This is a genomic window from Cytobacillus sp. FSL H8-0458 (assembly GCF_038002165.1).
Classification (GTDB): Bacteria; Bacillota; Bacilli; order Bacillales; family Cytobacillaceae; genus Cytobacillus.
Map to the genome: position 1 here is coordinate 2,609,627 of NZ_JBBOBR010000001.1, position 21,950 is coordinate 2,631,576.

Below are 21,950 nucleotides of genomic sequence, written 5' to 3' on the forward strand. Positions count from 1 at the left end.
CTAACTAAGTTAAATAAGTGTGATAATTACCATAGCTACAAACATGATAGTCAGATATTGCAGGGAGTATACAAACATTAATGTAGCCCATTTAATATCATCATTAAACTTTCTTGCATATAACCCAGTCAATAACCAGCCGATGTTTAAAACCCCAGCAAGTAGTAAGAATGGCAATCCAAGTGATGGCATAAGAAACGGCAGCGGCAATAATGCTGCAACCCAAATATAAATATGCCTTTTAGTGGTTTTAAACCCTTTTACTACTGGGAGCATCGGAACTCCAGCAGCCCGGTATTCTTCTGCCCTTCTCATAGCCAGTGCATAAAAATGAGGTGGTTGCCAGATAAACACGATAGCGAACAGCACCCAAGCCATAGGGTCAAGATTGCCATCCGCAGCGGCCCACCCAATCAGCGGGGGAACTGCCCCTGAAATGCTGCCTATAATAGTATTGGAAACAAACCTGCGTTTCGTCCACATTGTATATAGGACAACATAGCTGAAAACACCAATTAATCCAATTACAACTGCTGTTGCTGTTGTAAACATTAAAAAGGCCGTACCAAGGCCAATAAGCAGAAAACTCAAAAGTGCCACCTTGCCCGGGTTCACTTTCCCAGTAACAGTTGGCCTCCCTTTTGTCCTTTCCATTAATGGATCAATGTCGCGGTCAATATAATTATTTAAGCTGCAGGAGCCTGCAATAATCAATGAGGAGCCGATTACTGTATAAAGAACCAGTTCCAGATTATTAAAAAATCCTTTTCCTGAAAAATGCAGTGCAAGCCAAATACCGGTGAAGGTTGTAATCAGATTGGAATTTACAATGCCAATTTTGATAAGAGCAAGGAAGTCCTTCCAAACTGTAGTCTCAGGTATATCTTGCTGAAGGCTTCGCTCTCTGTTCTCAATAGCAGCATCACTCAAAGCCCGTGAGTCAGACATATCTTTTCCTCCTTAATCCCTTATCGCGAACATTACACCTACTATAAAGTATAAATGCACTGAAAGCCATATTCACGATAAAAAACGAGGGGTAAACCCTGGATGAATAATAATCATACTAATAGTTTTCTACCATTAATAATGTCTTTAAACTGTTTACTATCTAAATGAATCTAAACCATTTCTCTGTATATTAAATCACACTTTAAAACTCTTTTGTGAATTTTTTTAGAATAATTTATGACTAATTTGTGTCAAAGTCTAAATTCACTTAAAGAAAGGGTTTATTTTTGAGATAATAAAACTGTTTCAAAGAACTATGGAGGAATAAACATACTCACTTTTATGTATTTTGGGTTACTTTCCGCGACAGGGGACATCCATTTTATACCCCCTTTATATTTCTAGCAAACTCTATTATAAGTTTCAACCTTTTTTACTATAATTAACATTATAATTTTTATTACTGTTGTAAAAAGCGTTTTATTCCTGTACTATCGAAAAAGTAAATGGACGCACATTCATATATGTCTTTTTATAGAATCTTTGTTAAGATAGATAATGGACAAATACGCAGTAAATCAATTATTGACACTATTGATAAACCTAGAATATTTAAAGAAGGTGAAAGGCTTTGCAACGATCTTTAAAATGGCTTGCTGTTCTTACATCAGTCGGCATGCTTTTGGTTTTGCTGGGCGGTGCCCTGGTAACGAAAACGGAATCAGGAATGGGGTGCGGGAAATCGTGGCCGCTTTGCAATGGCGAATTAGTTCCTACCGATATTACTCCTGAACTGATTATCGAACTGGCACATAGACTAGTTTCAGGCGCTATCGGATTTATGGTTCTTATCTTATCGATTTGGACATGGAGAAAAATAGGACATATTAGAGAGACAAAGTTTTTAGCGCTTACTTCACTTTTTTTCCTGGTCCTGCAGGCTTTAATTGGAGCTGCCGCAGTAGTCTGGGGGCAATCTGATTTTGTGCTCGCCCTTCATTTCGGGATTTCTTTAATATCATTTGCTTCAGTACTGCTCCTGACTTTGCTTATTTTTGAAGTTGATAAAAAATTCGAGGCAGAAAAGCTTATTATCGATAAAAGAATGAGGAAACATATTATTGGAGTTTCTTTATACAGCTATGCTGTTGTTTACACCGGCGCTCTTGTGCGTCATGTAAATGCTAGCCTTGTATGCCGTGACTGGCCGCTTTGCATAAATGGGTCTTTCGCACTTCCGGCTAATATGTACGAGTGGGTGCAAATGGGGCACAGGGCTGCCGCGGGATTAATTTTCATATGGATTGGTTACATTACCTATCTGGCCATTAAACATTACAAGGACCAGAAGGTAATTTACTGGGGCTGGATTATTTCATTTATATTAGTATCACTCCAGGTTGCCGCAGGAGCATTAGTTGTTTTAACCAGACTTAACTTGTATATAGCTCTTGCACATGCCTTCTTTATTTCCTGCTTATTTGGAGTATTAAGCTATTTTATCCTCCTGTCTTCACGAAGCAGAAAAAATGAGCTTGCTGTTTCAGAAGTTAAGGAAAAAGAGAAAAATGATGAATCTGCTATCCCTACCTTTACTTCCATTCCATAAATGCAATAAACAAAAGAGCTTCGGCAAATGCCGAAGCTCTTTTGTTTATTTTGACAACTCTATCAGGAGGTCTCCAGTTTGAATGGCTTCACCATTTGAGACGAAAATATCCTTCACAATTCCAGAGAATGGTGCCTGTACAGTGGTTTCCATCTTCATAGCCTCTGTAATCATTAAGTGATCGCCTTTTTCGACTTTTTCACCTTTTTCTACAAGTAACTTGATGACAGTTCCCGGCATGCTGGCTGCAATATGGCTTTCATTGTGCGGATCAGCTTTTGCCTTTGCTGCTGCTGTAGCTTTTATGCTTTCATCTTTTATGCTTACTTCCCTCGACTGGCCATTTAGCTCGAAATACACAATTCTTGTGCCATCAGCTTGAGGCTGGCCTATCGAAACTAATTTAACTATTAATGTTTTACCTGTTTCAATTTCAATTTCCACTTCCTCACCCAGTCTTAGACCATACAGGAATGTAGGGGTATCAAGAACAGAAATATCACCGAATTGATCGCAGATCTTAATATATTCCATAAATACTTTTGGATACAGTGCATAGGCAATTGCATCAAAACTTGTAACCTGTCTGCCTAATTCTTTAAAGAGTTTTTCTTTTAAAGCATCGAAGTCTACATCTTCAAGCAGCTCTCCCGGTCGGACTGTGATTGGCTCCCTGTCTTTCAATATGACCTTTTGCAGTTCAGCCGGGAATCCGCCATATGGCTGCCCCAGGTAGCCTTCAAACAGCTCTACAACTGAGTCTGGAAAGTCCAGAGATTTTCCTTTGTTCAAAACATCCTGCTCTGTCAGCTGATTCTGGACCATAAACAACGCCATATCACCAACTACCTTGGATGAAGGTGTAACTTTAACAATGTCACCAAACATTTGGTTCACACGGGAATACATGTCCTTAACTTCATCCCACTTATCCCCAAGGCCAACAGCTTTAGCCTGCTGCTGAAGATTACTGTATTGTCCGCCAGGCATCTCATGCTGATAGACTTCTGAATGAGGAGCTTTCATCCCGCTTTCGAAGTCCTGGTAGTATTTGCGCACATCTTCCCAATAGTAAGATAATTGCTCGAGCGACTGGATATCAATTTTTGGCTGTCTTTCATTTCCCTGCAGCGCGTAATATAAAGAGTTAGCACTTGGCTGGGATGTTAAGCCTGCCATTGTGCTCAGGGCCGTATCCACAATATCCACTCCAGCTTCAATAGCCTTTGCATATGTGTAAATTCCATTCCCGCTCGTATCATGTGTATGAAGATGAATTGGAATGTCAACAGTTTCTTTCAATTCAGAAATAAGAGTGTATGCTGATTGCGGCTTCAATAAACCAGCCATATCTTTGATGGCCAGTATATGAGCTCCCTGATTTTCCAGCTCCTTTGCCAGGTCTTTATAGTATTTAAGATTGTACTTGGTTCTGGCAGGATCCAGAATATCACCTGTATAGCACATAGCGGCTTCAGCAATTTTTCCTGTCTGGCGCACAGCATCAATTGCGACTTCCATCCCTTTTACCCAGTTAAGGCTATCGAAAATCCGGAATACATCGATGCCAGCGTAGGCTGATTTTTCTACGAACTCTCTTATTACATTATCCGGATAGTTTTTATACCCGACTGCATTCGAAGCACGAAGAAGCATCTGGAATAAAACATTTGGCATTTTTTCCCGCAGCGTCAGTAATCTATCCCAAGGGTCTTCTTTCAGGAATCTATAAGCAACGTCAAAAGTTGCACCGCCCCACATCTCAAAAGAAAACATATCCGGAAGCAATTTTGCTGTTGGCTCTGCTATATGCTTCAGGTCATTAGTTCTTACCCGCGTCGCGAGCAGGGATTGATGCGCATCACGGAAGGTAGTATCCGTAATCAGGACTTCTTTTTGTTCTTTAATCCATTTAACAAGCCCTTCAGGACCTTGATTATCTAAAATCTGCTTTGTTCCATCCTGGTAATCTGTGCTGTATTTTAATCTCGGTACTCGCGGCTCTTCAAATACCGGACGCTTTTTCTTTTCAATTCCCGGAAATCCATTTACTGTTACATTCCCGATATAATTCAGCATCTTCGTTCCGCGGTCTTTCCTTTTCGGGAAGAGGAATAGTTCAGGTGTTTCATCAATAAATGAAGTATCATATTCCCCTCTTAAAAATTTCTCGTGCTTTACTACATTCTCTAAGAAAGGAATGTTTGTTTTAATGCCCCTGATTCGGAACTCCTGCAGATTCCGCACCATTTTTGATGCTGCCTGCTGGAAAGTCATAGCGTGTGTTGAGAGCTTAACAAGCAGTGAATCATAATAAGGAGTGATCACGGCTCCCTGGAAACCGTTCCCCGCATCAAGTCGAACGCCGAAACCGCCTCCAGATCTGTAAGCCATTAACCGGCCAGTATCAGGCATGAAGTTATTTAAAGGGTCCTCTGTTGTAACACGTGATTGAATGGCAAAGCCATGTATATGAATATTTTCCTGTTTAGGAACACCAACTTCTTTGCTGTGCAGCGAGTAGCCCTCAGCCACCAGTATTTGCGTTTGTACAATATCAACACCTGTTACCATTTCGGTGATCGTATGCTCAACTTGCACACGCGGATTTACTTCTATGAAATAAAACTGATCACCAGAAACAAGGAATTCCACAGTTCCTGCATTTACATAATCTACATTCTTCATCAGGTTGACAGCAGCCTGGCATATATCGTCTCGCAGATGCTCCGGGAGGGAGACGCAAGGTGCAACTTCAACAACCTTCTGGTGGCGCCTTTGGACTGAACAATCTCTTTCATACAGGTGAACAATATTTCCTTCATGGTCACCTATGATTTGAACTTCGATATGCTTTGGTCTTTCTATGAATCTCTCAACATAAACCTCATCATTGCCAAAAGCTGCTTTTGCCTCTGATTTTGCACGCTCATATGATTCCTTTACTTCTTCAAGGTTCCTTACGATGCGCATGCCTCTTCCGCCGCCGCCCAGTGAAGCTTTAATGATAATTGGGAAGCCATGATTTTTGCCAAAGCTAATCACTTCATCCAGGCTGTCTACTGGACCATCACTGCCTGGAATAACCGGAATTTCAGCAAGCTGGGCTTGAGTTCTTGCTTTAACTTTATCTCCAAACATATCCAGATGCTTTGAAGTTGGACCGATAAATATGATGCCTTCTTCCTCGCACCGTTTTGCAAATTCAATATTTTCAGATAGAAATCCGTAGCCCGGATGAACGGCATCAACATCACTGCTTTTTGCTATATCAATGATTCCTTCAATATCAAGATAGGCATCAATCGGTTTTTTGCCCTCCCCTACCAGATATGCTTCATCCGCTTTATAGCGGTGGTAGGAACCGGAATCTTCTTTCGAATAGATGGCTACCGTGCGAATATCCAGCTCTGTGCAGGCACGGAATACACGAATGGCAATTTCTCCTCTGTTGGCTACTAATACCTTGTTAATTCTTCTGCTCAAACAAAACACCCCGTCTTTATGTATTTTTTGGCAATATTCTGCCAAATCTAAGTTAAGGCCGGGCGGGTATTCCGCTAACCGGCCATAATAACTTTGATTGGCTGCCCCCTGATGGAAGCAATTATGTAATCAGCATCTGCCGATTGATATATAAATAAAGCACTGTGAAGTTATCTGTGCTTATTTATGAATAGAAAATGTTTTTTCGGAAGCCATTTCCATCGATTCCGGATTTGTCTCTTCATGTTTATTTTTGTATTTCTTTTCATAATTGACGAACATAGAGACATTTACTAGAATTCCCATGGCAATTGAAAGCTGAAGCAGGGATGACCCTCCATAGCTTATAAAGGGAAGTGTAACACCAGTGAGCGGCATAACACCCGAAATTCCCGCAAGATTAATGAACGCCTGAATTCCTATCATGGCGGAAATCCCGATAGCAAGCAGGCTGCCAAAAGCATCTTTACACTTTAAACTGATAAAGATCCCCCTCAGTACAATGTACCCGAGAAGCAAAATGACAAAACCTACTCCGAATGCCCCCAGCTCCTCAGCAATTACGGCCATAATGAAGTCTGTATGGGCTTCAGGAAGATACCCAAGTTTTTGTATACTCTCACCAAGGCCCAGCCCTTTTAACCCGCCTGCCCCGAGGGCAATATAGGAATTCGAAAGCTGATATCCGAACTCCGATCCAAAGGGATCTCTAAATGCTTCTACCCTTCCCATTCGATAAGGCGCAAATATCTTATCTTTTAACAGAAGGATAAAAGGAGCAGCCAGCAGTACTCCGAAAAGCCCCAGTTTAAATATGTTCCTGAAATTCATGCCTGATGTAAAGATCACAGCTCCAGCCACAAGCAAAATGATCATGGCTGAACCAAAATCAGGCTGGACGGCAACCAGAATTACGGCAAGAATCAGATAAGCCAGCGGGGGAAGAACCCCTTTGTTAAATTCATTAATATAGGGCTGCTTCTTTGCATAGACAGCAGCCAAATATATAATGACTGAAAGCTTGACAAACTCTGCAGGCTGAAGGCTTCTTTTGCCGATTTCAAACCAGCTCATAGCCCCGCCCGCTACTTTTCCAAAGATAAATAACGCAATCAGGCCGAATAACGAAAGGAACACCATCGGAACAAGAAATTTGTTGCTCTGCATAGCTTTGTATGGAAATAGAGCGACAAAAACGAAAACAATGCCTGAGATAATTAAATTCAGTTTTTGTTTATTGTAGAAAAAGTCGCTATCCTGATCATAAATCTGCACAGCTGTTACCATGCTTGCACTGAAAACCATAATGAGTCCAAAAACAGCTAACAGGGCTACAGCTATTATCAGGGTATAATCATATGATTTTAATATTTTTTTTAACATCCAGCCCTCTTCCCTTATCTTCTAAGTTTATTACTTATTCTACTATAGTATTGAATATCCTGCTTTGAAGAAAAGAAAAGTTAATTTAAATGTAACACAGCAAAGAAAAAAATTCTATAATTATGTTATACTATTTTTAAATTAAGTTATACAATATTAATTATTCTTTTCTTTTAGATATACTAATTCCTATTCTAATAATACGGTTATAAAAAAACTCAAACAATCTTTGGAAGATGTTTGAGTTTTTTATTTTTATTTTTATTTTTTTACGGAAGCTTCGTGGAGCATAGACAGCTCCCTTTCCAATTCATCTAAAATAGCCTTGCCTTCAGTCTCTTCAATCAATCCAAGACGGACAGCAAAATCTATTTCTCTGGATAAGCCAAACATCTGGGTATCAAGAACTTCCTCATATAGAGGGCATTGAGGCATGGTTAGATTATCCATTTGTACCTTTATTAACTTTAATATTTTAGCAGCATCTGCCTTTAAAAGGGCATTTGCTTTTTCTTTGTGATCAATAATCATGTCAGAAGCCAACTTTCAATCCCTCCATTTCCGAGCGATTATCCTATCTATAAATTTTATACTTAAGCATGAAAAAAAGCAAGGATTATAAGGGATTCGATAGAGAAATGATTCCGGCTTCAATTCAGAACTCCACTTATAAGGCGTGTCACCAATCATTGATTCGTTCTGTTCATTTAGCGCCATTAACCAAATAGCACCTGGGCCTGTATGACAAGCGCCTTAAAAATCTGTATACTTAAATTTAGAATAAAAGCTGCTGCCAGGAGGTTCAATATGGAAAATATTATTGCTTTCAAAGGAAACGTAAAATATCAAATCACCTTAGATCCAGGAGTCTGGATATTCGATGACCGGAGGGTGGATTTGACAACGTACTTTATGCAAGAAAATATCAGAAAAAATGAACTTGAGGAATATACAAAAGCAGTCTCAAAGCATTGGGACAGAGAAATCATGGAAGGCGCAGTTTTTCCGCCAACACTTAAAACAGAAAAGAAATTTGAAAAAGAAAAGGTCCTGACAGGCACATTCGGAATACCTTTTAAACCATTCCTATTGAATGCGGAGCCGGAAGAGAATGCGGAAATCGTTGTCATTGAAAGTGAAGATGGTGAAACCAGATTGCCTCTATCTGAAGCCGAGGAATTAATATTGGGGTTCTCAAAGGATGGAAAACCATTAAAAGAGGATGGGCCCGTTCATGCCTATCTTGGAGATGGCAGCAACCAAAATTCCCCCATAAAAAGAGTGAAAGCATTTAGAGTGGAATGACCGGAGAGGGCGATTTGCATCGCCCTTTTTTTTCGCAGTCTCCTCCCCGGCATGAAATCCTCAGAATTCACAAACTCTGTCGGGCAGGCTATAACAGGTCAGCAGCAAGCTGCGCAAGGCCAGATCTCTCACCTTTTACAAGTTTGACATGACCTGAGATAACCTGATCTTTAAATCTTTCCACAACATAGGTGAGACCGTTGTTATAAGCATCCAGGTAGGGATGGTCAATCTGCTCGGGATCTCCCATCAGGACAATTTTACTCCCTTCCCCCACCCTTGTTAATATGGTTTTTACTTCATGCTTCGTCAGGTTCTGAGCTTCATCAATAATAATGAATTGATCCGGTATGCTTCTGCCTCTGATATATGTCAAAGCTTCCACCTCAATCGAGCCCATGCCTGCCAATATGGCATCCAATTCACCTGGCTTTTTGACATTAAACAGGTACTCCAGATTATCAAAAATCGGCTGCATCCACGGTCTTAACTTTTCCTCTTTTTCACCCGGAAGAAATCCCAAATCCTTGCCTACCGGCACAATGGGGCGGGCGACCAGCAATTTTTTGTACTGGCCATAATCTTCGGTCTGCATTAAGCCGGATGCCAGCGCCAAAAGAGTTTTTCCAGTCCCCGCCTTGCCGATAAGAGTAACAAGCGGCAGGTCGTTTCTCAGCAATAGCTCAAGAGCCATTGTCTGCTGCACGTTCCTGGGCTTGATCCCCCATATATGGTCATGATCAAAAATGAGTTTTTTCACTTTCTTTCCACTTTTGTCCACAATACCAAGTGCAGACGATGAGGAACCCAGTGCATCTTTCATCACCAGAAACTGATTCGGATAGAAAGGATGATTTGCTATTTCAGAAAGCGACAGCTCTCCTTTTTCATAAAAACGGTTCATAATATCGAGACCTATATATACCTCCAGAAACCCAGGATATAAATGATCATTTTCAACTACACGATCACTTAAGAAGTCCTCTGAAATTAGCCCGATTGCATCCGCTTTAACTCTGACAAGGGCATCTTTGCTTACAAGTATGACCGTTCGTCCATTTTCTTTTGTCTCTTCCTCCAAGGATAAGTTTTTTGCAACTGCCAAAATCCGATTATCATTCGTTTTTTCTACAAAGATCTCCTGAAGTTCATGAAATGATCTATGATTTAACTCAATTCGCAGGCTTCCGCCATTTTCAAGAGGTATTTTCTCATGGAGCTTACCCGTCTCCCTCATGCTGTCAATCAGCCGGGATACTTGCCTTGCGTTCCTCCCAATTTCATCCATATACCTTTTCTTAGAATCAACCTCTTCCAGAACTACAGCCGGGATAACTACTTCATTATCTTCAAATGAAAATATGGAATTAGGATCCTGCAACAAGACATTGGTATCTAATACGTAAATTTTACTCAATATGATGCCTCCTGCTCCTCTTGTGTCTTGATAAAGCAAATTACAAAAGCAAGGTCCCCTGCCTGCAGATTTGCAGTTTCATGAAAAAGATCACCTTCATTCCTGATGGATTATAATCCTGTTGTTTTATATTATTCAGCCTTGGAAAGATGTTGATTAATTAGGAAGAAAGGCTTCTTATGAAGTGGACAAATCTATCTTGGTAAAAATATATGTAATGCCGAATAAAGATAGAAGAAATTTTGCACAATAACATTAAACAATCCTCAATATTCCTGAACTTGAAAAAATTCAAGCTTTCATTTTCAGGGAATTTGAATGTCCCGGAGGTGTCAAATATGAATAAATGGCTGCTGTTATGGATGACAGGATTACTATTAACAGGGTGCGGCATAAACAACAATCAGGCCCAAGACCATCAGGAACAGAAAAATATCAACACCGTAAATGTAAAAAATAGTACAATACAGGAAGTTGACAGGGAGACTGGACAGCAGGTTTCCAGGCATCTTGTCAATTTGGCTGTCCGAGTTCCCAATGTCAATGATGCAACAGCAGTTGTACTTGGACGATTTGCTGTAGTCGGAGTAGATGTGAATAAAAATCTCGACCGTTCTGAGGTCGGATCAATCAAATATTCAGTTGCCGAAACCCTTAAAAATGATCCTCATGGTGCAAGAGCAATTGTAGTGGCTGATCCGGATATTAACGCCAGGCTTCGGGAAATAGCCGCTGACATTCAAAACGGAGAGCCCCTGCAGGGAATCATGAATGAACTGGCAGATATCGCTGGCCGGCTAATGCCTGAGGTCCCAGCCGACCTGGTTGATCCTAAAAAGGAAAATGAGAAAAACGCAACCGAAGATCCAAAGAAAAAACTCAACAATGATCAGAAAAAACAACTTGAACAAAAACAGGAAAAACAATCAAATTATTATAAGTAAAAGTGCCACCACCGATGGCATTTATTATTTAGCGAATAGGTGAAAGGCACCGTTAGAGCAGCAAAAGCTTAGTTCCCTGGGGAACTAAGCTTTTTTCATTGCTTCCATTACCTGTTTGTCCAAACGGGCTGCTGCGTCTTTATCGTATGTTTTGTCATATTGAGGTTCCACAGTGATTTTAGAGCCATAAAACATGACATCACGGACTTCCTTCACAGTGATGGCCATAAGCGCGAGCTTTAAAGGTACGCCTTCCATCTTTTCCGCCTTAACCGATGCTTCGCCTGCGATGGAGTATGTAGATTCGTTCGCGATAATATTCAGAACAACTTTGTTATTGCTATTTATGTTTTGAACAATTCTCGATCGGTTATCAACTGCAAAATATAATGTTTCCTCGTCTTTAGCCAGTACCCATGAAATCGCATTGACATTAGGTCCGCCAGTTTCAAAGTCAATAGTGGCAAGAGTGACGAAACGTTCCTTTTGCAGTTCGTCATATAATGGTTTAATTAATTTCGGTTCTACCTGATTTGCCATTCTTTTCCCTCCTTTATTAATTTCATCATAGTATGATAACGCTTTTCTTTCAACTTATAACTTCTCTTCCGAAAGTCTGTTTTAACCTATAGCGCTATCTATACTAATATAAACTAACACATGCGACCCGATACGGGCTGGCACTAAAAAATTAAATTTCCGCAAAGCATTCGAATCAACCCTTAACTTATACTATAATGGTATTAACAACAGTTAAAACAATATGAGGTGTCCAATGCGAGTAAAATGTGTACTATGTGATAAAATTGAATCCATTGAGAACGAGTCCTTACAGGCTAAGCGTCTCCGCAACCGCCCGATTCACACATATATGTGCAGACCCTGCGAAACAAGAATTACAGAAAAAACACAAAAAAGAGCTGATACTGGAAACTTTAAGCTATATAGGAGCAAAGTCCAGGAGGAAGAATGGTAAACTGCACAGCATTCACGAACAGCAAAAAAGCCGCCCCAAACAATTTGTCTGGGGCGGCTTCTTTTAATCGTCCGGATAGTTTACATATTTTTCAGGTTCACTTTGAATCTGTTTAAGCATTACTTCTATTAATTCACGGGGAAAGCGGCTCTTATTCCGTTCTTCACCCTTTGTATAATGCACATAGTACATTACATCATCTTTTTCAAAGTGGATATCGGAAATATTATGCTCTTCCGAAAGAATCTCAAGGAACATTCTTTCAGTGTCTGCTGCTGCTGTATCGTCCGGACGATCCTCACAGACAATTTTTATCGTCAGCCAGTTATACAGTGAATCCTGCAAAGATTTCATCTGAGCCTCTCCCTGTTATTCCGCCTTTGCCTGTTCCTTCTTTTCCTGGTTAAGGCGGATTTTGTAAATGATCAAGATTAAGGCAGCCACAACAAGACCTTCAGCTACAGGAAGGAACACTCCAAGAAATGTCAGCATCGTACAGCCTAAAATCAGGAAAGTGTATATCATAGCTGATTTTAAAATTGGGAGTTTCTTGGCAAATCCTAATTTAAAAACCAATATTGACAGCAGAACAATTGTTATATAAAGAAGCCACATTCCGGTCGTGGGATTCTCATCGACTTTGAACAAAGCAGCAAAAAAAGACAGGCGCTGTGATACATCCATATCCTTATCTCCTCCCCCTTCTTAGTCTTAGTTAGTTTCAGCGTATTTCTTCTTCTTGGCCATTCTTTCTCTTTCATTCTTATCAAGAAGCTTCTTTCGCAGTCTGATTGACTCAGGAGTTACTTCAAGCAGCTCATCATCATTCAAGTATTCCAAAGCTTCTTCAAGTGTCATAATACGCGGCTTTTTAATTACATTCGTCTGATCTTTATTAGCAGAACGGATGTTGGTCGCATGCTTCACTTTAGTGATGTTGACAGTAAGGTCATTTTCACGAGTATGCTCTCCTACAATCATTCCTTCATAAATTTCAGTTCCCGGCTCAACGAATATTGTTCCTCGGTCCTCAACTTGCATAATTCCGTATGTGGATGACTTGCCGCTTTCCATAGATACCAGAACACCTTTGCTCCGGCCTCCGATTTGACCTTTAATTTCAGGCTGGTAGCTGTCAAATGTATGATTGATAATACCATAGCCGCGTGTTAGCGTCATAAATTCTGTGGAGTAGCCGATCAGTCCGCGGGCAGGGACATTGAATGTCAGTCTTACTTGACCATTGCCGTTATTGACCATATCAAGCATTTCACCTTTACGGGTACCCATAGATTCAATAATTGATCCAGTATTATCTTCCGGCACATCGATTTGAACACGTTCTACCGGTTCACAGCGAACACCATCAATTTCTCTAATAATTACTTCAGGCTTAGAAACCTGCAGTTCAAAACCTTCACGGCGCATATTTTCAATTAGGATCGATAAATGCAATTCCCCACGTCCGGATACAACCCAGGCGTCAGGTGAATCTGTATTTTCAACACGAAGACTTACGTCCGTCTCAAGCTGTGCACGAAGTCTTTCTTCAACTTTTCTTGAAGTAATATATTTGCCTTCTCTACCAGCAAATGGACTATTGTTAACAAGGAAAGTCATTTGCAGTGTCGGTTCATCAATCCTTAGAACAGGAAGTGCTTCCTGATGCTCAACAGGGCAAACAGTTTCCCCAACGTTAATGTCTTCCATTCCGGAAACGGCAATAAGGTCTCCAGGATAAGCTTCCTGGATCTCTTCACGCTTCAGCCCAAAGAAACCAAAAATCTTTGTAACCCGGAATTGCTTAACAGAGCCATCAAGTTTCATTAAGGCAACCTGCTGTCCGACCTTGATTGTCCCCCGGAATACCCGGCCAATTCCAATTCTCCCCACATAATCATTGTAATCAAGGAGTGCCACCTGGAATTGAAGCGGCTCTTCACGGTTATCAGCAGGTCCAGGAATATGTTCAATGATTGCTTCATAAAGAGAATGCATGTCATCATCCTGCTTGTCAGGGCTAACACTTGAAGTTCCCGAAATAGCGGATGCATAGATAACCGGGAATTCAAGCTGATCTTCATCTGCACCCAGTTCAATAAACAAATCGATTACCTCGTCAACAACTTCTGTTGGACGGGCAGATGGTTTGTCAATTTTATTTACAACTACGATTGGAGTAAGTTTTTGTTCCAAAGCCTTTTTAAGAACGAAACGCGTCTGCGGCATACATCCTTCATATGCATCGACAACTAATAATACGCCGTCAACCATTTTCATGATCCGTTCAACTTCTCCGCCGAAATCGGCATGTCCTGGTGTATCCAGAATGTTGATTCTTGTATCTTTATATTTAACTGCAGTGTTTTTAGCTAAAATCGTAATACCGCGTTCTCTTTCCAGATCGTTTGAATCCATCGCACGCTCTTCCACGTGCTCATTTGAACGGAAAGTTCCGGACTGTTTTAAAAGCTCGTCAACCAATGTTGTTTTACCATGGTCAACGTGGGCTATAATCGCAATATTTCGAATATCTTCTCTTAATTTCAAAAGATTTCCTCCTATTTATCAAAACTGAATCAAATTCATTTTTCAACATTTTTCACAACTGATACATTATATCACAATTACTATAGAAACCTAAAAACTTTTTGTGTAAAATAATGTAGAGAAGGAATATTTCTGATAAATTATACTGCTGGGCAGTATATTCTCTACATATTTTTCACCAGTATTCAACTAAATTAATCCTCTTGGGAGTGAAATTATGAAGAAAATCAAGTGGCCTTTATTAGCCTTTGCGATAGGAGCAGCTATATGCATGATGGGTATTGGCGTTGCGGTGGCTGAAAGAAGCATTTTTGGGGTTATCCTGGCCATCATCGCTTTAATATTTGTGATGGGATATGGTTTTAAGACTAAGAAGAAAATGAGAGAAGAGGGTTTGTTATAATTTAAAGCTGCAGCGATGGCTGCAGCTTTTTTCATATTAATGGACAGACCATTATTAAAAATTCCCGGCCATCGTCGGAAGTCTCCGTCTTAAACTGCTCAAATCCGGAATCAGATAAAAAGTAAATCCATTTGTTCCGATTTTCAGGGACACCCGCAAAGAAAGACTTTTCGCCTTTCTTCTTTAATTCATCTGTCAACAGTTCTATAACCTTTGTTCCGATTCCTTTTCGTCGCATTTCTTTTTTAACCAGGATCGTACCGAGCCATGGCTTCCGGTTAGAAGGGGATAAATTCACATGGAAAGTGACGGCTGTTCGTTCTCCGTTAAGACGCCAAATTCTCCATTCCCCATTCAATTCCTGATGCCTGGCCATATAATTGCACATGTTATTCCCGCACTTCTCTTCTTCTTCCCAGTCTGTGCTATCCTTGATGACTTCTAAAATAAATGGCAGGTCTTCCTCTGTGAACTTGCTGCTTGATAGGTTACCAATTGCCATTTTTTAAGTATTCTTTCATAATTTGCTGATGCAGCCCTGGCTTAGAGACAAATACAGAATTGTTTTCAAGGTAGTTCAGCTGCTCGCCTTTAACGGTTGTCGCAATTCCTCCCAATTCTTCAATCATAATCACACCCGCAGCGAAATCCCAGGGGGCCAGACGCATGGTTATGTATGCATCAACTCTCCCGGATGCTATATATGCCATTTCCATTGCTGCTGAACCGTAGGATCGGGTTCCCCTTGCATTTCGAACAAGTGGAGCCAGCAGTGATGGATCAATCCTTCTATTTTCGGTAACCCATGTAGCATTCAATCCAATGATCGCTTTTGACACATCCGTGTCATTTAAGGGAGGCAGTTCCAAATCATTCATGAATACACCATGCCCCTTCATGCAATGATATAACTCGTCATGAACTACATCATATATTAATCCGATTTTGCCTTTTCCATTTTCATAAATACCAACCGAAATGGCGAAGTTTCTCTGCTGATGAACAAAGTTCATTGTTCCGTCAATCGGATCAATAATCCAGACGACTCCATCCAGGTCGCTTAGCTTATCCCCAAAGCCTTCTTCACCAAGGATCCGGTGCTCAGGGTATTTTTCATTTATTTTCTTTATGAAGAATTGTTCTGTTTCCTGATCTATATCGGTAACTAAATCATTCGCATTTGACTTGGTGGTTATGGTCAGAGTTTTGCTGAAAGATTTTTTAATATTCCCGCCCGCCTCTTTAATCAAAGCTTTGGCATATGTATGAATCTCACTCCAATTTGTCATGGGTCAGCCCTCCGGATAGTGATAGCATTAAAATATAACTAGCTTAAATGAATTAGCAAGGTTCTTCAAGTTATATACTCTCCAATGATAGGGTTATCATTTCCGTGTGAATAATTATTTATTGAAGACCGGCCGTGATTTTTTTATTAAAAATAATAAACGAACCCCTCAAAGCATCACGGAGTTCGTTTCTAATTATTCCTTCTTATTTGCATTTTCTCTGCCTTTTCTCCTTTATCGACAATTCATCTTATAATGCTTTTAATCTAAGAAGTTCCTGCCTGATTTTTTCCAGCTTTAATTTAGATTGTTTTTGAAGGTCTTCATTTTTTTCTGACATGGCATCAAACAAAGTAGCCAGCTCATAGTCCATTTCCAGCCTTAATACCGCTGTTCTTTCCCTATCACCATTTTTCTTTTTCACTGTATTCATTAGTTGTTTCATTAGACAGTACACCCCTTCCAAAAGTGTTTAATTTTCTGACTATTTTTACTTTTATCATATGAAGGACAATTCTCAGTTGCAACTAATTTGTGCGATAACCTAAAACTTTATTTCACCCATTCTATAGAGCTTTAAATTTTTGGATTGTACCCGGTTATGCTACAATATTTGACAAAGCATACAGGAGGTCAGCTTATGTCTTTTTCCGGTTTTACAAACGATGATTTTGATGTCTTTAAAATAGATGGATTGGATGAAAGAATGGACAGGTTAAAATCTGTTATTAGGCCTAAATTAGAAGAATTGGGCCGCCATTTTGCACCATCCCTCTCAAACCTGTCAGGAGATGAAATGTTCCCTCATGTTGCCAAACATGCCAGGAGAACAAAGAATCCGCCAAATGATACTTGGGTCGCATTTGCAAGCAATGCGAGAGGGTATAAAATGCTTCCACATTTCCAGATAGGATTATGGGAAACGCATGTATTTATCTGGTTTGCCATTATCTATGAAGCACCAGATAAAACTGCTGCAGGCAAGTTATTTGAGAACAGCCTGGACAAAATTTATAAAGAAATACCCAACGATTATGTCTGGTCTGGCGACCATACAAAACCAGATGCTGTTATGCATGAGCAAATGGACAAGAAAGAATTGAGATCCATGTTTCAGCGTCTGCAAAATATTAAGAAAGCGGAAATTCTTTGCGGCTATCATATTTCTCGAGAAGATGCCGTTCGCATGTCACCTGATCAGTTTATTGAAAAAGCTGAATCTGTATTTAGAAATTTATTACCCCTATACAAATTGGCATAAACATGTTTTGCAGAATGTGGATTTGGCAGTAAAAAAACAAAACCTTCAGCAAGTTGAAGGTTTTGTTTTTTTCAAAGTCTATTTCTGCATTTTTAATTTGTCCCCGGCTGAACGTTCTTTTGCCAATTTTACTGTCCTGTAGGAAGAATAGCCGCTTTGTTCTTCAAAATCATCGCAGATGTTTTTCTCCTGAGCTTTGCCCGGAACGATTTCCTTGAAGCGTCTATATGCATTCATGAATTGTTCCCGGTCAATTCCTTTTTCGTATGCCATTTCAATGCTTTCAAAATATTTTATAACATCCACTATTTCTTCTGTTGACCAATCCTGGTCAATCGGGTATTGATATTCCATTATCTTTCACCTCATTTATGATATTCATGATGCATGTTATTATTAATTAGACCATTTTCCCCTGATGGTTTCACCTTCTGCAATAACCCGCTCAAATAGTTCTTCCACAGAGGGGATATCTTTAATTAATCCCATAACTTGTCCAGCCCATGCAAACCCTTCCTGATCTTTCCCTTCATATATATATTTCTTATTAGCATTCCCGCTAATGTAATCTTTTAACTGCTCATAGCCGCCGTTTTGTTTTTCGATTTCCAGAATCTTATCCGACCATGAGTTCGCAATCACCCGTGCAGGTGCACCTATAGTTCTTTTAATGACAACTGTGTCATTTTCTGTTCCTTCGACTAAGCGATTTTTATATAATTCAGATGCATGGACGCATTCCTTTGTTGCAACAAATCTTGTCCCCATCTCAATACCCTCTGCTCCAAGACTTAATGCTGCCATCAGCCCCCTGCCGTCTCCGATTCCTCCTGAGGCAATCACAGGTATGGAGACAGCATCAGCCACCTGAGGAACGAGTATGAAGGTTCCAATATCATCCCTGCCTAAATGCCCGCCGCCTTCCTGCCCTACAACCATCACTGCGTCTGCACCAAGCTCCTCCGCCTTTACTGCCTGCCTTTTTGCTGCCACAAGAACAAGCTTCTTAACATTTACACCCTTTAGTTGATCAAAGATAGGTGCAGGATTGCCTCCTGTCATAGAAATAACCGGAACTTCTTCTTCAATGGCTATATCCAGATAATCAGAGAATGGCCTTCCATGCTGCCCAATAGCAAAATTAACCCCAAATGGCTTACCTGTCAATTTCTTAACCTTTTGAATCTCGTCTCTTAATTTTTCCGGGCTGCTGAGGGACATTGCGGTAATCTGCCCTAAACCTCCTGCATTTGAAACAGCTGCAGCCAAATCTGAATAGGCAAGATGCGCAAGTCCGCCCTGTATAATTGGATATTTAATTTTCAGTAATTCTGTCACACGTGTATTCCATTTCATTTATGTACCCTCCATTTCTTCATAACTTTTATTTCGATTTATATGGTTTAAATTCCTGTTAACTTCTAAAACTAAACCGGAACTGAAATGTGAAGGCGAATGTCCGGAAACAACAGGCTTTAACAGAATAAAAAACCAATAGAACTTTCTATGCAAAGGGATTGAATAATGCTATAATGCAAATGTTTTAAATCAGCTTGAGCTTTTTGAAATATTATTATTAAAGAGGTGTGGGAATAAGTTGTCTCAATACAAAACACCGTTATTCAGCGGTTTGCTTGCACACGCAAAAAAGGATCCTGTACAGTTTCATATACCCGGCCATAAAAAAGGAGCGGGGATCGATCCGGAATTCAGGGAATATATTGGTGATAATGCACTTGCCATTGATTTGATCAATATTGGCCCGCTTGATGACCTCCATCAGCCAAAAGGCATTATTAAAGAAGCCCAGGATCTTGCAGCTGAGGCCTTTGGAGCGGACAAAACATTCTTTTCAGTTCAAGGAACAAGCGGAGCCATCATGACCATGGTTATGGCTGTCTGCGGCCCCGGGGATAAAATTATTGTTCCGAGAAATGTTCATAAATCAGTCATGTCTGCCATTGTTTTTTCAGGCGCAACTCCTATCTTTATTCATCCTGAAATTGATGAAAACCTCGGCATATCTCATGGGATTACAACTGAATCAGTATCTAAAGCCCTTGAACTTCATCCGGACGCAAAAGGGGTATTAGTCATTAACCCTACTTATTTCGGGGTTTCGGCAGATTTGAAGAAAATCGTCGAAATTGCACATTCTTACAATGTGCCCGTACTTGTGGATGAAGCCCATGGTGTGCATATTCATTTTCATGATGAGCTGCCCTTATCCGCTATGCAGGCAGGTGCTGATTTAGCCGCAACATCTGTACACAAACTGGGCGGGTCCATGACGCAAAGTTCAATTTTAAATATGAAAGGGAATCTTGTTTCGGCCAAAAGGGTTCAATCCATTTTAAGCATGCTGACAACAACTTCCACTTCCTATTTATTGCTCGCCTCCCTGGATGTTGCCAGGAAACGTCTGGCTACAGAGGGCAAGGAACTCATTCAAAAGACGATTGATTTGGCCCAATCGATTCGCCGCAGCATCAATGAGATTGACCGGCTCTATTGTGTCGGTGAAGAAATCCTGGAAACCAAAGCGGCGCATGACTACGATCCGACCAAATTGATTATTTCAGTCAAAGAGCTTGGCATGAATGGTTTCGATGTGGAGAATTGGCTTCGGGAACATCATAATATTGAAGTAGAAATGTCTGATTTATATAATATCCTTTGCATTGTTACCCCTGGTGACTCTGAACGGGAAGCCGATATTTTAGTTTCTGCTCTTGCCGAACTCGCCAGTGAGCGCAAAGGGAATACTGAAAAGCTTGAAACTCAAGTGCTTCTCCCTGATATTCCCGTTTTATCTCTTACACCTCGTGACGCATTTTATGCTGATACAGAGCTTGTTCCATTCGACGAGTCTGAGGGCAGAATAATTGCTGAATTCATTATGGTTTATCCGCCTGGGATACCTATTTTTATTCCGGGAGAAATCATAACCGGGGAAAACCTTCGTTATATAAAAACGAACATGGAAGCTGGACTGCCGGTTCAGGGACCAGAGGATTATGATTTCAAGTATCTTCGCGTTATTGAAGAGCACAGAGCCATCAGATAAATGCAAAAGAGCCTTCCAATTAGGAAGGCTCTTTTTATGATTAACGGCTATTTGTTTGTCTTCTCTGTTTTTTCTCCGTCACAGCAATTGCATTTTTTTGAATATAATACAGTTACTTTTTCATCCTCAAAGTGATCAATAGTTGAATTGCAAGCCTGGCATACGATTGTACCCATCTTTTCATTCTCCTTTTCAATGAGTTTTATTGTAATTTGAAAGCGCTTTATCTTTAAATCTATAATAATATAACATTATTAATTTATCAAGCCCAATTGTATAACATATTTATTGTTTTTTATTGGCATTTACCTTATTTGCACTTGAATCTCTACACTAATAGTATGACATAATATAAAAAACAGACCAATTATGGCCTGTTTTTTATATTTTTTTAGTCGTATTGTTCTTCAAAACGGGCTCCTGGTATTGCTTCTAAGAAAAATTCGCTTAAATCTGCAGCCTGTTCATATAAATCAAGTTTGAATGCCTTTTGCAAGTATTCGATATCTTCGAGATCTTTAGGGTCGAGGAGAGTTGAGCGGCCTGTCTGCATACAAATAACCAGAGGCTTGGAAAAGAAGAGGTTTGTATATACGATTCCAAAATCATAACGCGTTGACTCCGTTGTAAAGCCAACAAAACGGACATTCACGTTTTCATGCTCATCATAGAGCTTCTCAAAAAAATCCATAAGATTCCTCCTCATTTATAATAATATTTAGAATATTATTATAATTCATTATGAGCCCTTTGACAAGTAATATAAATTCTCCTTATTTTTTTAAGTTGTCATAAGATTTTATCTAATGCTAGAATGGAGAAGGATGTTCATTACCATAATTATTGGGATAATGGGGGGAAAGAAGTTGGCAGCTAATTCTTTTATCAAGCTGGTTCCTTCATCAGCTAAGGAAAATATTTCAACAGAAGAGCTTAAAGAACTTTTTTTATATTATAGGGATATAACCGGAAAAACAGGCAGCCAGATTAAATGGGATTATAATGATGCCGCTTTTCCTTATGAAATTAAAGAGAAGCCTGAAGCAAAAGGAACATGGTTTTACCTGCATTCTCAACATGACCGATATAACGCTATATTGCTTGGCATTGACAAAGAAAAAGTGAAGGATGAAGACGGTTCTGAACGCGAGCAGTCTTACATACAAGTTACATTGCCGGAAGGTGCAACATTCGGAGATAAAGGCAAAGCAAATGAATTTTGCAAATTCCTCGCTAAAAAGCTTCAAGGTGAATTGCATCTTTTCAATGGAAGAGTCATGTATTTTTATAAAAGAAAATAATTAAATTC

Annotated in this window: 24 protein-coding genes; 8 read left to right on the forward strand and 16 right to left on the reverse strand. The window is 39.9% G+C overall.

Annotation, left to right across the window (positions count from 1 at the left end; genetic code table 11):
• Positions 1-9: 9 nt before the first annotated feature.
• Complete coding sequence (gene cyoE / locus NYE23_RS12675; protein WP_341078289.1) at positions 10-948, reverse strand: heme o synthase; 939 nt, start codon at positions 946-948, stop codon at positions 10-12.
• 634 nt (positions 949-1,582) lie between these two features.
• Between cyoE and NYE23_RS12680 the strand changes: the two genes are divergently transcribed.
• Positions 1,583-2,560: a COX15/CtaA family protein gene (locus tag NYE23_RS12680; protein WP_341078291.1), complete on the forward strand. Its 978-nt coding sequence runs from the start codon at positions 1,583-1,585 to the stop codon at positions 2,558-2,560.
• Between the two features lie 45 nt (positions 2,561-2,605).
• On the opposite strand, the gene pyc is transcribed toward NYE23_RS12680, so the two are convergent.
• The 3 genes from pyc to NYE23_RS12695 all read right to left on the reverse strand — a co-directional run bounded on the left by pyc (position 2,606) and on the right by NYE23_RS12695 (position 7,972).
• Positions 2,606-6,046: a pyruvate carboxylase gene (pyc, locus tag NYE23_RS12685; RefSeq protein WP_341078293.1), complete on the reverse strand. Its 3,441-nt coding sequence runs from the start codon at positions 6,044-6,046 to the stop codon at positions 2,606-2,608.
• Between the two features lie 180 nt (positions 6,047-6,226).
• Complete coding sequence (locus NYE23_RS12690; RefSeq protein WP_341078294.1) at positions 6,227-7,429, reverse strand: FtsW/RodA/SpoVE family cell cycle protein; 1,203 nt, start codon at positions 7,427-7,429, stop codon at positions 6,227-6,229.
• A gap of 261 nt (positions 7,430-7,690) precedes the next feature.
• Entirely contained in the window at positions 7,691-7,972 is a 282-nt protein-coding gene (locus NYE23_RS12695) for a YlaN family protein (protein WP_061793419.1), read from the reverse strand.
• A gap of 264 nt (positions 7,973-8,236) precedes the next feature.
• Here NYE23_RS12695 and NYE23_RS12700 point away from each other — a divergent pair, with 264 nt between their 5' ends.
• Complete coding sequence (locus NYE23_RS12700) at positions 8,237-8,734, forward strand: peptidyl-prolyl cis-trans isomerase (protein WP_341078295.1); 498 nt, start codon at positions 8,237-8,239, stop codon at positions 8,732-8,734.
• An 88-nt stretch (positions 8,735-8,822) separates the two neighbouring features.
• Here the strand turns inward: NYE23_RS12700 and NYE23_RS12705 are convergent, their stop codons facing one another.
• The gene (locus NYE23_RS12705) at positions 8,823-10,154 is read right to left on the reverse strand and encodes a PhoH family protein (protein ID WP_341080717.1); all 1,332 of its coding nucleotides are present in this window, start codon (positions 10,152-10,154) and stop codon (positions 8,823-8,825) included.
• A 335-nt stretch (positions 10,155-10,489) separates the two neighbouring features.
• Between NYE23_RS12705 and NYE23_RS12710 the strand changes: the two genes are divergently transcribed.
• Positions 10,490-11,095, forward strand: coding sequence for a YhcN/YlaJ family sporulation lipoprotein (locus tag NYE23_RS12710; protein ID WP_341078296.1), 606 nt, complete (start codon positions 10,490-10,492; stop codon positions 11,093-11,095).
• Between the two features lie 84 nt (positions 11,096-11,179).
• On the opposite strand, the gene NYE23_RS12715 is transcribed toward NYE23_RS12710, so the two are convergent.
• On the reverse strand, positions 11,180-11,635 hold the full coding sequence (locus NYE23_RS12715) for a pyridoxamine 5'-phosphate oxidase family protein (RefSeq protein WP_341078298.1): 456 nt from the start codon (positions 11,633-11,635) through the stop codon (positions 11,180-11,182).
• Positions 11,636-11,870: 235 nt separating this feature from the next.
• On the opposite strand from NYE23_RS12715, the gene NYE23_RS12720 reads away from it, so the two are divergent.
• Positions 11,871-12,071, forward strand: a complete 201-nt coding sequence (locus NYE23_RS12720; RefSeq protein ID WP_035328651.1) for a YlaI family protein — start codon at positions 11,871-11,873, stop codon at positions 12,069-12,071.
• Positions 12,072-12,134: 63 nt separating this feature from the next.
• On the opposite strand, the gene NYE23_RS12725 is transcribed toward NYE23_RS12720, so the two are convergent.
• The 3 genes from NYE23_RS12725 to typA are packed head-to-tail and all read right to left on the reverse strand — an operon-like array spanning position 12,135 to position 14,621.
• Positions 12,135-12,425, reverse strand: a complete 291-nt coding sequence (locus tag NYE23_RS12725; RefSeq protein ID WP_341078299.1) for a hypothetical protein — start codon at positions 12,423-12,425, stop codon at positions 12,135-12,137.
• Positions 12,426-12,440: 15 nt separating this feature from the next.
• Positions 12,441-12,755 carry a YlaH-like family protein gene (locus tag NYE23_RS12730; protein WP_035328645.1) on the reverse strand — a complete coding sequence of 105 codons (315 nt, stop codon included), beginning with the start codon at positions 12,753-12,755 and terminating at the stop codon, positions 12,441-12,443.
• A 27-nt stretch (positions 12,756-12,782) separates the two neighbouring features.
• Complete coding sequence (gene typA / locus NYE23_RS12735) at positions 12,783-14,621, reverse strand: translational GTPase TypA (RefSeq protein ID WP_341078302.1); 1,839 nt, start codon at positions 14,619-14,621, stop codon at positions 12,783-12,785.
• Between the two features lie 217 nt (positions 14,622-14,838).
• Between typA and NYE23_RS12740 the strand changes: the two genes are divergently transcribed.
• A complete protein-coding gene (locus NYE23_RS12740; RefSeq protein ID WP_341078304.1) occupies positions 14,839-15,024 on the forward strand; it encodes a YlaF family protein in 186 nt (61 codons plus the stop codon).
• 31 nt (positions 15,025-15,055) lie between these two features.
• Here NYE23_RS12740 and NYE23_RS12745 read toward each other — a convergent pair whose 3' ends face one another.
• The 3 genes from NYE23_RS12745 to NYE23_RS12755 all read right to left on the reverse strand — a co-directional run bounded on the left by NYE23_RS12745 (position 15,056) and on the right by NYE23_RS12755 (position 16,758).
• On the reverse strand, positions 15,056-15,526 hold the full coding sequence (locus NYE23_RS12745; protein WP_341078306.1) for a GNAT family N-acetyltransferase: 471 nt from the start codon (positions 15,524-15,526) through the stop codon (positions 15,056-15,058).
• Positions 15,513-16,313 carry an inositol monophosphatase family protein gene (locus tag NYE23_RS12750; protein ID WP_341078308.1) on the reverse strand — a complete coding sequence of 267 codons (801 nt, stop codon included), beginning with the start codon at positions 16,311-16,313 and terminating at the stop codon, positions 15,513-15,515. Before NYE23_RS12750 ends, NYE23_RS12745 begins: the two co-directional genes overlap by 14 nt.
• Positions 16,314-16,563: 250 nt before the next feature.
• Positions 16,564-16,758 (reverse strand): hypothetical protein, encoded by a 195-nt coding sequence (locus NYE23_RS12755; protein WP_035328635.1) that lies wholly within the window; start codon positions 16,756-16,758, stop codon positions 16,564-16,566.
• Positions 16,759-16,953: 195 nt separating this feature from the next.
• Here NYE23_RS12755 and NYE23_RS12760 point away from each other — a divergent pair, with 195 nt between their 5' ends.
• Positions 16,954-17,574, forward strand: a complete 621-nt coding sequence (locus tag NYE23_RS12760) for a YktB family protein (RefSeq protein WP_341078310.1) — start codon at positions 16,954-16,956, stop codon at positions 17,572-17,574.
• 78 nt (positions 17,575-17,652) lie between these two features.
• Here the strand turns inward: NYE23_RS12760 and NYE23_RS12765 are convergent, their stop codons facing one another.
• On the reverse strand, positions 17,653-17,928 hold the full coding sequence (locus tag NYE23_RS12765) for a UPF0223 family protein (RefSeq protein WP_341078312.1): 276 nt from the start codon (positions 17,926-17,928) through the stop codon (positions 17,653-17,655).
• Positions 17,929-17,970: 42 nt separating this feature from the next.
• Positions 17,971-18,930: an NAD(P)H-dependent flavin oxidoreductase gene (locus tag NYE23_RS12770; protein ID WP_341078313.1), complete on the reverse strand. Its 960-nt coding sequence runs from the start codon at positions 18,928-18,930 to the stop codon at positions 17,971-17,973.
• 241 nt (positions 18,931-19,171) lie between these two features.
• Between NYE23_RS12770 and NYE23_RS12775 the strand changes: the two genes are divergently transcribed.
• Entirely contained in the window at positions 19,172-20,641 is a 1,470-nt protein-coding gene (locus NYE23_RS12775) for an aminotransferase class I/II-fold pyridoxal phosphate-dependent enzyme (protein ID WP_341078315.1), read from the forward strand.
• Between the two features lie 47 nt (positions 20,642-20,688).
• On the opposite strand, the gene NYE23_RS12780 is transcribed toward NYE23_RS12775, so the two are convergent.
• Both NYE23_RS12780 and NYE23_RS12785 read right to left on the reverse strand, forming a co-directional pair.
• Positions 20,689-20,817: a GapA-binding peptide SR1P gene (locus tag NYE23_RS12780; RefSeq protein ID WP_048010629.1), complete on the reverse strand. Its 129-nt coding sequence runs from the start codon at positions 20,815-20,817 to the stop codon at positions 20,689-20,691.
• Between the two features lie 215 nt (positions 20,818-21,032).
• Positions 21,033-21,332 carry a DUF3055 domain-containing protein gene (locus tag NYE23_RS12785; protein ID WP_035328617.1) on the reverse strand — a complete coding sequence of 100 codons (300 nt, stop codon included), beginning with the start codon at positions 21,330-21,332 and terminating at the stop codon, positions 21,033-21,035.
• A gap of 175 nt (positions 21,333-21,507) precedes the next feature.
• Here NYE23_RS12785 and NYE23_RS12790 point away from each other — a divergent pair, with 175 nt between their 5' ends.
• A complete protein-coding gene (locus NYE23_RS12790; RefSeq protein WP_341078321.1) occupies positions 21,508-21,942 on the forward strand; it encodes a DUF1885 family protein in 435 nt (144 codons plus the stop codon).
• The last annotated feature ends 8 nt before the right edge of the window (positions 21,943-21,950 follow it).

Excerpts from the sequence above, each read along its gene's own strand:
- cyoE (WP_341078289.1), bottom strand. The coding sequence starts at position 948 with ATGTCTGACTCACGGGCTTTGAGTGATGCTGCTATTGAGAACAGAGAG.
- NYE23_RS12690 (WP_341078294.1), bottom strand. The coding sequence starts at position 7,429 with ATGTTAAAAAAAATATTAAAATCATATGATTATACCCTGATAATAGCT.
- NYE23_RS12700 (WP_341078295.1), top strand. The coding sequence starts at position 8,237 with ATGGAAAATATTATTGCTTTCAAAGGAAACGTAAAATATCAAATCACC.
- NYE23_RS12710 (WP_341078296.1), top strand. The coding sequence starts at position 10,490 with ATGAATAAATGGCTGCTGTTATGGATGACAGGATTACTATTAACAGGG.
- NYE23_RS12715 (WP_341078298.1), bottom strand. The coding sequence starts at position 11,635 with ATGGCAAATCAGGTAGAACCGAAATTAATTAAACCATTATATGACGAA.
- NYE23_RS12720 (WP_035328651.1), top strand. The coding sequence starts at position 11,871 with ATGCGAGTAAAATGTGTACTATGTGATAAAATTGAATCCATTGAGAAC.
- NYE23_RS12725 (WP_341078299.1), bottom strand. The coding sequence starts at position 12,425 with ATGAAATCTTTGCAGGATTCACTGTATAACTGGCTGACGATAAAAATT.
- NYE23_RS12730 (WP_035328645.1), bottom strand. The coding sequence starts at position 12,755 with ATGGATGTATCACAGCGCCTGTCTTTTTTTGCTGCTTTGTTCAAAGTC.
- NYE23_RS12740 (WP_341078304.1), top strand. The coding sequence starts at position 14,839 with ATGAAGAAAATCAAGTGGCCTTTATTAGCCTTTGCGATAGGAGCAGCT.
- NYE23_RS12745 (WP_341078306.1), bottom strand. The coding sequence starts at position 15,526 with ATGGCAATTGGTAACCTATCAAGCAGCAAGTTCACAGAGGAAGACCTG.
- NYE23_RS12750 (WP_341078308.1), bottom strand. The coding sequence starts at position 16,313 with ATGACAAATTGGAGTGAGATTCATACATATGCCAAAGCTTTGATTAAA.
- NYE23_RS12755 (WP_035328635.1), bottom strand. The coding sequence starts at position 16,758 with ATGAAACAACTAATGAATACAGTGAAAAAGAAAAATGGTGATAGGGAA.
- NYE23_RS12760 (WP_341078310.1), top strand. The coding sequence starts at position 16,954 with ATGTCTTTTTCCGGTTTTACAAACGATGATTTTGATGTCTTTAAAATA.
- NYE23_RS12765 (WP_341078312.1), bottom strand. The coding sequence starts at position 17,928 with ATGGAATATCAATACCCGATTGACCAGGATTGGTCAACAGAAGAAATA.
- NYE23_RS12770 (WP_341078313.1), bottom strand. The coding sequence starts at position 18,930 with ATGAAATGGAATACACGTGTGACAGAATTACTGAAAATTAAATATCCA.
- NYE23_RS12780 (WP_048010629.1), bottom strand. The coding sequence starts at position 20,817 with ATGGGTACAATCGTATGCCAGGCTTGCAATTCAACTATTGATCACTTT.
- NYE23_RS12785 (WP_035328617.1), bottom strand. The coding sequence starts at position 21,332 with ATGGATTTTTTTGAGAAGCTCTATGATGAGCATGAAAACGTGAATGTC.